Origin of the sequence: Novosphingobium sp. UBA1939, from assembly GCF_002336885.1 — a bacterium.
Taxonomy (GTDB): Bacteria; Pseudomonadota; Alphaproteobacteria; order Sphingomonadales; family Sphingomonadaceae; genus Novosphingobium.
Map to the genome: position 1 here is coordinate 1 of NZ_DDFB01000132.1, position 7074 is coordinate 7074.

General features: G+C 66.3%; 9 protein-coding genes. 2 read left to right on the forward strand and 7 right to left on the reverse strand.

Annotated features, from left to right (window positions below; all coding sequences use genetic code 11):
* The 3 genes from B3547_RS17315 to grxC form a co-directional block, all read right to left on the reverse strand.
* On the reverse strand, positions 1–518 hold a 518-nt coding region (locus B3547_RS17315), incomplete at its 3' end, for a DUF1178 family protein (protein ID WP_292965128.1).
* A 49-nt stretch (positions 519–567) separates the two neighbouring features.
* Positions 568–1434: a carbon-nitrogen hydrolase family protein gene (locus tag B3547_RS17320; RefSeq protein ID WP_292965131.1), complete on the reverse strand. Its 867-nt coding sequence runs from the start codon at positions 1432–1434 to the stop codon at positions 568–570.
* A gap of 3 nt (positions 1435–1437) precedes the next feature.
* Positions 1438–1704 (reverse strand): glutaredoxin 3, encoded by a 267-nt coding sequence (grxC, locus tag B3547_RS17325; RefSeq protein WP_124807467.1) that lies wholly within the window; start codon positions 1702–1704, stop codon positions 1438–1440.
* Between the two features lie 211 nt (positions 1705–1915).
* Between grxC and B3547_RS17330 the strand changes: the two genes are divergently transcribed.
* Positions 1916–2377, forward strand: coding sequence for an Hsp20 family protein (locus B3547_RS17330; RefSeq protein WP_124807468.1), 462 nt, complete (start codon positions 1916–1918; stop codon positions 2375–2377).
* Positions 2378–2448: 71 nt separating this feature from the next.
* On the opposite strand, the gene B3547_RS17335 is transcribed toward B3547_RS17330, so the two are convergent.
* The 4 genes from B3547_RS17335 to tpiA form a co-directional block, all read right to left on the reverse strand.
* On the reverse strand, positions 2449–3153 hold the full coding sequence (locus B3547_RS17335; protein WP_124807469.1) for a Crp/Fnr family transcriptional regulator: 705 nt from the start codon (positions 3151–3153) through the stop codon (positions 2449–2451).
* Positions 3154–3301: 148 nt separating this feature from the next.
* On the reverse strand, positions 3302–4933 hold the full coding sequence (locus B3547_RS17340; protein ID WP_292965137.1) for a CTP synthase: 1632 nt from the start codon (positions 4931–4933) through the stop codon (positions 3302–3304).
* A 195-nt stretch (positions 4934–5128) separates the two neighbouring features.
* The gene (secG, locus tag B3547_RS17345) at positions 5129–5536 is read right to left on the reverse strand and encodes a preprotein translocase subunit SecG (protein ID WP_124807471.1); all 408 of its coding nucleotides are present in this window, start codon (positions 5534–5536) and stop codon (positions 5129–5131) included.
* Positions 5537–5618: 82 nt separating this feature from the next.
* Positions 5619–6389, reverse strand: coding sequence for a triose-phosphate isomerase (gene tpiA / locus B3547_RS17350; RefSeq protein ID WP_292965142.1), 771 nt, complete (start codon positions 6387–6389; stop codon positions 5619–5621).
* 350 nt (positions 6390–6739) lie between these two features.
* On the opposite strand from tpiA, the gene B3547_RS17355 reads away from it, so the two are divergent.
* A partial coding sequence (locus tag B3547_RS17355; protein WP_292965145.1) for a SurA N-terminal domain-containing protein occupies positions 6740–7074 on the forward strand: 335 nt, incomplete at its 3' end.

Here is a 7074-nt window from a genome sequence, read left to right on the forward strand (position 1 = left end):
TTGGTTTCGCCGGGCGGCGCGATCGGAAACAGGACGGGCGCGATCTCGATCCCTTCCTCGATCAGATCACGCGCTTCCTCGGGCGTGGCCTGGCCGTGGATCGCCTCCACGTCCTTTTCGCCATAGTGCATCGCCCGCGCATCGTCGGCGAAGCTGTCGCCCACCCATTTCGAGGACTTGAGCGCTTCGGCCTGCATCGTCGCCAGCGCCTTGAACATGGCGACCGCCTCGGGAGGAAGACCTCCGCCCGCCATCACTTGCGGTGAGGAGCTGCCAGCCGTTACAGGCGCTGGCGCCGCGGCCACGGCCGCACCCTTGTCGGTCGGCACCCGAGCCGGAACCTGGTTGCCCTTGCGCCCCACATGCGGGGCCATCACCGCCTTGCCGACATCACCGGAGCCGCAGGTGGGACAGGTGAGGAGACCTCGCGCCTGCTGCTGCGCGAAGTCGTCCGACGAGCCGAACCAGCCCTCGAAACGATGCCCGCCATCGCGGCACTCAAGATCAAAGACGATCATATGACAGCCGATTTAGGCATTTCGCGGCCCGCCGCAAGAGCCTCGCGGTTCACCCTGCCGGGATCGGCTGCTTGTTGATGAGGCTGGGCAGTTGCGCGCGCACTTCGGCGATGCGCGCGGGATCGAGCGTGGCGAAGCCCAGGCCCGGTTCCTCGCCCATGTCCAGCAGCACTTCGCCCCATGGATCGATGACGAGGCTGTGCCCGTAAGTCTCGCGCCCGTCCTCGTGCCGTCCGGCCTGCGCTGTAGCGATCACGAAGGCGCTGGCTTCCACCGCGCGGGCGCGCTGCATCAGGTGCCAGTGCGCCTTGCCGGTGGGCACGGTGAACGCCGCCGGGATGGCGATGACATCGCACTGCCGCCGGCCGAGTTGCTCGAACAGGGCAGGAAAGCGCACGTCGTAACAGACTGCCAGCCCCAGCCGGCCGATCGGCGTTTCCGCCGTTACCACGCTGTCACCGGGGCGATAGGCCGCGGATTCGCGCCAGCTTTCGCCCGTCGCCAGATCGACGTCGAACATGTGAATCTTGTCATAGCGCGCCACGATCGCGCCGGTGGCGTCGATCAGGAACGAACGGTTGGCCCAGCGCCCTTCGCCCGATGCGGCTTCCCCGGTTATGGCTTCGCCGCCGCGCTGCACAGCCAGCGATCCGATGGCCACCCAGATGCCGTGTTGCGCCGCCGCCGCGCGCACCGCCGCCAGCACCGGATTGGCTTCTTCTGCCACGATATGCGGCGTCGCGCGCTTGCGGTCGCGGTCGAGCAGGCCCGCCATTTCGGGCGTGAACAGGATTGCCGCGCCGCCGTGCGCCGCGCGGCCCACGGCATCCACGATCGCCGCGGCATTGGCTGCGGGATCGATGCCGGTGGTCATCTGGAACAGCGCAACCCGCACCGGACCATCGGGCATGGTCATGCCCTAGAGGCCCAGCAGGGGATCGAGCTTGCCGGCGGAATCCAGCGCATAGAGATCGTCGCAGCCGCCGACGTGGGTTTCGCCAACGAAGATTTGCGGCACCGTCATTGCCGCGGGCGCGCGGGCGAGCATTTCCTGCTTCTTCGGGCCGCCCATGGTCACATCGAATTCCTCGAAGGCCACGCCCTTCTTTTCGAGCAGCGCCTTGGCCCGCACGCAGTAGGGGCAACCCCATTTGGTGTAGATATCGACTTTGGGCGTTCCGGCCATGATGTCCTCTTGTTCGGGCGCGTCCGGGAACGCGCCCTTCGCTGTTTGCATGCACGCGAAAATGCGCATCGGGGTCTTGAATTTCAACCGGGCTATCACACATCCATTTTCGTGTCATGCGCCGCGCTGGCGGGCATGGCCACAAGGTCCAAGGGAACGCCGAACCGGGTTCCTGCGGAAGAGTGCAGATTGCTCAACAGAGGATATTGCCATGAACCGTTTTGATTTCACTCCCTATCGCCGCACCACCGTGGGTTTCGATCGCCTGTTCGACCTGCTCGAACGCCAGGCCCGCGCCAATGCCGGCGATAACTATCCGCCCTTCAACATCGAACGTCGTGGCGAGGATGCCTACCGCATCACGCTGGCCGTCGCCGGCTTCAAGCCGGAAGACATCGACATCACCGCCCAGCAGAACCTGCTGGTGGTGAAGGGGGCCAAGCCGGATGCCGAGGACCGTCAGTTCCTCCATGTCGGAATCGCCAACCGCGGCTTCGAGCGCCGCTTCGAACTGGCCGATTTCGTGCGCGTGGAAGCGGCGGACCTTGCCGACGGGCTGCTCACCATCGACCTCGTGCGCGAAGTGCCCGAAGCGATGAAGCCCAAGAAGGTGCTGATCGGCGAACAGAAGCCGCTGAAGGTGATCGAAGGCGATGCCAGCGCCGCCGCTTGATCGCTTCCATCCGGTGCCGTGAAATCAGGGCGGTCCCTTCGGGGGCCGCCCTTTTTGAATCGGCCGAAACTCTACCAGGCTTCGGCCACGTCGATCAGCGCCTGCCGATCGAGAATGGTCACGCGCCCGCCCTTCAGGCCAACCAGGCCGTTTTCGGCCCAGGCCGAAAGCTGGCGGTTGATCTGTTCGCGTGACATGCCGGCAAAGTTGCCCAGTTCGCCCTGGCTCAGCGCGATCTTGAGCTTCCCGCCGGCGCCGTTTTCCTCGATGTTGGCGTTTTCCGCCATCATCAGGCGCAGCAGGAACCGCGCGAGCCGTGGACCGGAGGTATAGGCCCGGTCCGCCTCGATCACCGCGTTGTTCTGGCGCAGGCGGCGGGCCATGGCGCGCAACAGGCGCAGCGCCAGCCCCTTGTGCAGATCGATGATGTCGGCAAAGGCCGTGCGGCTCAGGCACAGCGCCTCCGTCGGATCGATCGCCTCGACGCTGGCAGTGCGCTCCCCGCCGTCGAGGAACGCGATCTCGCCCAGCACATGGCCTGGCTCGGCATAGTCGAGGATGATTTCCCGGCCGTTCGCGGCCACCATGCTGACGCGCGCAAGCCCCTTGAGGATGATGAAGAGCGTATCGCCCTCCTCCCCCTGCGCCATCAGTTCCTGCCCCGGCTTGAACGTGCGCAGGTGCGCGCGGCGGATGATGTCGGATAGCTCGGCCTGCTCGCAATCGGCGAACAGGCTTTGCGCGGCCAGCGTGTCCGCAAGCTTGGCGGCGTCCATCGTTCAGTATCCCCCAGCAATACCCCGAACGGATTACGGGAATCCGCTCCACCGCGGACAAATAGCCAGAGGAAACTGGCTTTGGCCAGTGCCTAAAGTTAACAAACGGTGAGGATTTGCGCCCCGGGCCGCGCTGGCCCGGCCTGTTTCAGAACAGGCGGGCCTGCTTGACCGCCGCCTCGATGAAGCCGCGGAACAGCGGGTGCGGATCGAACGGGCGGCTCTTGAGTTCGGGGTGGAACTGCACGCCGATGAACCAGGGATGGTCCGGCCGTTCGACGATCTCGGGCAGCAGTCCGTCGGGTGACATGCCAGAAAATACCAGCCCGCCCTTTTCCAGCGGCGCGCGATAGGCGCCGTTCACTTCGTAACGGTGGCGGTGGCGCTCGCTGATCGTCGTCGAACCGTAGATCTGCGCGACATGGCTGTTTCCGTCGAGCCTTGCCTCATAGGCGCCCAGCCGCATCGTGCCGCCAAGGTCACCGCCCGCCTGCCGCTTTTCGAGCCCTTCGGGCGTCATCCATTCGGTGATGATGCCCACCACCGGCTCGTCGGTCGGGCCGAACTCGGTGGACGACGCGGCGGCGATGCCGGCGGTGTTGCGCGCGCCTTCGATGCAGGCCATCTGCATGCCCAGGCAGATGCCGAAGAACGGCACGTTGCGTTCGCGCGCGAAGCGGACGGACGCGATCTTCCCCTCGGTGCCGCGCTCGCCGAAGCCACCCGGCACCAGGATGCCGTGCATCGGCTCCAGATGCGCGGCGATCTCGCTGTCGTCCTTCTCGAACAGTTCGGCGTCGAGCCACTTGATGTTGACCTTGACGCGGTTGGCCATGCCACCGTGGACCAGCGCCTCGTTCAGCGACTTGTAGGCGTCCTGCAGCCCCACGTACTTGCCGACGACGCCGATCGTCACCTCGCCCTCGGGGTTCTGGTGGCGATCGACGATATCGTCCCAGCGGGTAAGGTCCGGCTCCGGCGCGGTCAGGCCGAAGTGGCGCAGCACTTCGGCGTCCAGCCCCTCGGCATGGTACTGCAGCGGCACCGCATAGATGCTCGACGCGTCCAGCGCCGGGATCACCGCCGATTTGCGCACATTGCAGAACTGCGCGATCTTGGCGCGCTCGCCTTCGGGCAGCGGCTTTTCGCAACGGCACAGCAGGATGTCAGGCTGGATGCCCAGCCCGGTCAGCTCGCGCACCGAATGCTGGGTAGGCTTGGTCTTCAGCTCGCCGGCGGCCGCGATATAGGGCACCAGCGTGACGTGGACGAAACAGGTCTGGTCGCGGTCCAGCTCGTTGTGGAGCTGGCGCAGCGCCTCGATGAACGGCAGCCCCTCGATGTCGCCCACCGTGCCGCCGATCTCGCACAATACGAAATCGAGGTCCTCGGTTTCGGTCTGCGCGAAGTCCTTGATCGCGTCGGTCACGTGCGGGATCACCTGCACCGTGGCGCCCAGGTAATCGCCCCGGCGCTCCTTGGCGATGATGTCTCGGTAGATGCGGCCCGACGTGATGTTGTCTGCCTGGCGCGCGGACACGCCGGTGAAGCGCTCGTAGTGTCCCAGGTCGAGGTCGGTTTCCGCGCCGTCGTCGGTCACATAGACCTCGCCGTGCTGGTACGGGCTCATCGTGCCCGGATCGACGTTGAGATAGGGATCGAACTTGCGGATTCGCACGCGATAGCCGCGCGCCTGCAACAGCGCGGCGAGGCTTGCCGCCATGAGACCTTTGCCGAGCGAGGAGACCACGCCGCCGGTGATAAATATGTACCGCGCCATGGGAGTCGGGCCTTAGCGTCAGAGGTTGAATGGACGCAAGCGGTTACCGGAGAAATTGCTCCGGCAATCCACAAGCTGGATGATTGCGGCCCCTATGTGGCCGCTGAAACGGTCGATCGGCAACAAGCAAAGCGCCCGCCCCGCAAGCCCGGAAAAGGATGCGGGATCGGTGCGCGCTCTATTGCCGGGTAACGGTTACTGCTTCGCGGCACCCTTGAGCGGGTCGGCCGGAACCGCCGCGGGCGCGGGCGCGCTGCCCTGAACGGGCGCCGCTGGCTGCTGGCTCGGCTGCTGACCTTGCGCCGGCGCCAGCGGATCAGCCTTGGGCGCCGGGACCGAACGGTCAAGCGAAGTGTCGATCGTGCTGCCCGAGCTGGTCTTCACCGCCAGCGCGGCAAGCGCGATGCTCAGCACCACGAACGCCGTGGCGAGCACCGTCGTCGCGCGCGTCAGGAAATCCGCCGCGCCGCGCGCCGACATGAAGCCCGAAGGGCTCCCGCCAACGCCCAGGCCGCCACCTTCGGACTTCTGGATCAGAATGACACCGACCAGCGCGGCCGCGACCAGCGCCTGCACGACGGTAAGGAAAATGAAAAGCGACATGATGTTCTGCCTGAAACGATTGGGGCGCATGTAGGCCGCGAACCCGCCGATGGCAAGGCACCGGCTGAGGCCCGGCTGGCGCTCAGGCTTCGCCCGACCCCGCGGCGGCGATGATCGGCAGGAACGCTTCCGCCGTCAGGCTCGCTCCGCCCACCAGCGCGCCACCCACGTCGGCCGCCGACAGCAGATCGGCCGCGTTGCCGGCGTTGACCGAGCCGCCATAGAGAATGCGCACCTTGTCCGCCGCCTCGCCATAGGCCGCGTTGAGCCGCGCGCGCACGGCGGCGTGCATCGCGACCACGTCTTCCACCGCCGCCACGCGGCCGGTACCGATCGCCCATACCGGTTCATAGGCGACGGCGATCTTGCCCGCCGCAGCGGCGGCCTGCGCGTCGTCGCCCACCGGCAAAGACGCCGAAACCTGACCGGAAACCACCGCTTCGGCCTTGCCCGCGTCGCGCTCTTCCAGCGTTTCGCCCACGCAAACGATGATCGCCAGCCCGGCCGTCAGCGCGGCATCGGCCTTGGCACGCACGGCGGCATCGGTCTCGCCATGATCGCGCCGGCGTTCACTGTGCCCCAGAATCACGAAATCGGCGCCGATGTCCGCCAGCATCGCGGCGGAGACGTCGCCCGTATGCGCGCCCTTCACTTCGGCGTGGCAATCCTGCCCGCCGACATTCATCGCGCTCACCGCCTCGCGCAGCGTGTTGATCAGCGTGAACGGCGGCGCGAGCGCAACCTGCACATCGGGAAAGCGTTCGGCGGCACGGTCGATGGCACGGGCTTCGGCCAGCATGGCGCGCGTACCGTTCATCTTCCAGTTGCCAACGATGAAAGGCCGATGAGTCATAGGCTTCGACTGGTCCCCCTAGCAAAACTCGGATTCGCGCCTCCTGAACGTAAGCGAGGCGGACTGAATCGCCGCGCGGCTAACAAACCGCGCATAAGAATGCAAAACGGTTCCTCACAATACGGGGGAAAGCGTTCTCTGCCCGGGCGAAAGCGTTTTGCGCCGCGCCATGCCGCCGCAGAGCGTGGCCGCAGGGTGGCCCCGAGCGCGGCCNNCCATTGCAGGATTCGCGTTTGGTCCCTAAGGCAAGGCCCCTCGTTCGCGCGTGTAGCGTGCGCCCCGGCTTTGCCCGGTCGCCGCTGCACGGGCAACGTGTTGAACCGAAGTTACAAGATAGGCGATTGCCCCCGATGCTCGGCTTTTTCCGTTCCTTCCTCAAATCGCGCCTCGGCGTGATTCTGGCGCTGGTGTTCCTGGCGCTGATCGCCCTGGCTTTCGCCGGCGCGGACATCACCGGCAGCCGGTTTGGCGGCGTAGCGGGCGGCGATCGCGCGGCCTCCGTCGGCGGCGATCGCATCGGCATCGGCGATCTGGGCAAGACCGTAACCCGCGCGTTCGAATCCGAACGGCAGCAGACGCCCACGCTTACGATGAAGGACTTCCTGGAGCAGGGCGCGCTGGACGACGCCCTTTCCGGCATGGTCGATCGCACCGCCATGCTCGAATGGGGCAAGAAGTACGGCAT

Coding starts and splice junctions, on each gene's coding strand:
- B3547_RS17335 (WP_124807469.1), bottom strand. CDS start 3,153: ATGGACGCCGCCAAGCTTGCGGACACGCTGGCCGCGCAAAGCCTGTTC.
- B3547_RS17340 (WP_292965137.1), bottom strand. CDS start 4,933: ATGGCGCGGTACATATTTATCACCGGCGGCGTGGTCTCCTCGCTCGGC.
- B3547_RS17330 (WP_124807468.1), top strand. CDS start 1,916: ATGAACCGTTTTGATTTCACTCCCTATCGCCGCACCACCGTGGGTTTC.
- secG (WP_124807471.1), bottom strand. CDS start 5,536: ATGTCGCTTTTCATTTTCCTTACCGTCGTGCAGGCGCTGGTCGCGGCC.
- B3547_RS17320 (WP_292965131.1), bottom strand. CDS start 1,434: ATGACCATGCCCGATGGTCCGGTGCGGGTTGCGCTGTTCCAGATGACC.
- grxC (WP_124807467.1), bottom strand. CDS start 1,704: ATGGCCGGAACGCCCAAAGTCGATATCTACACCAAATGGGGTTGCCCC.
- tpiA (WP_292965142.1), bottom strand. CDS start 6,389: ATGACTCATCGGCCTTTCATCGTTGGCAACTGGAAGATGAACGGTACG.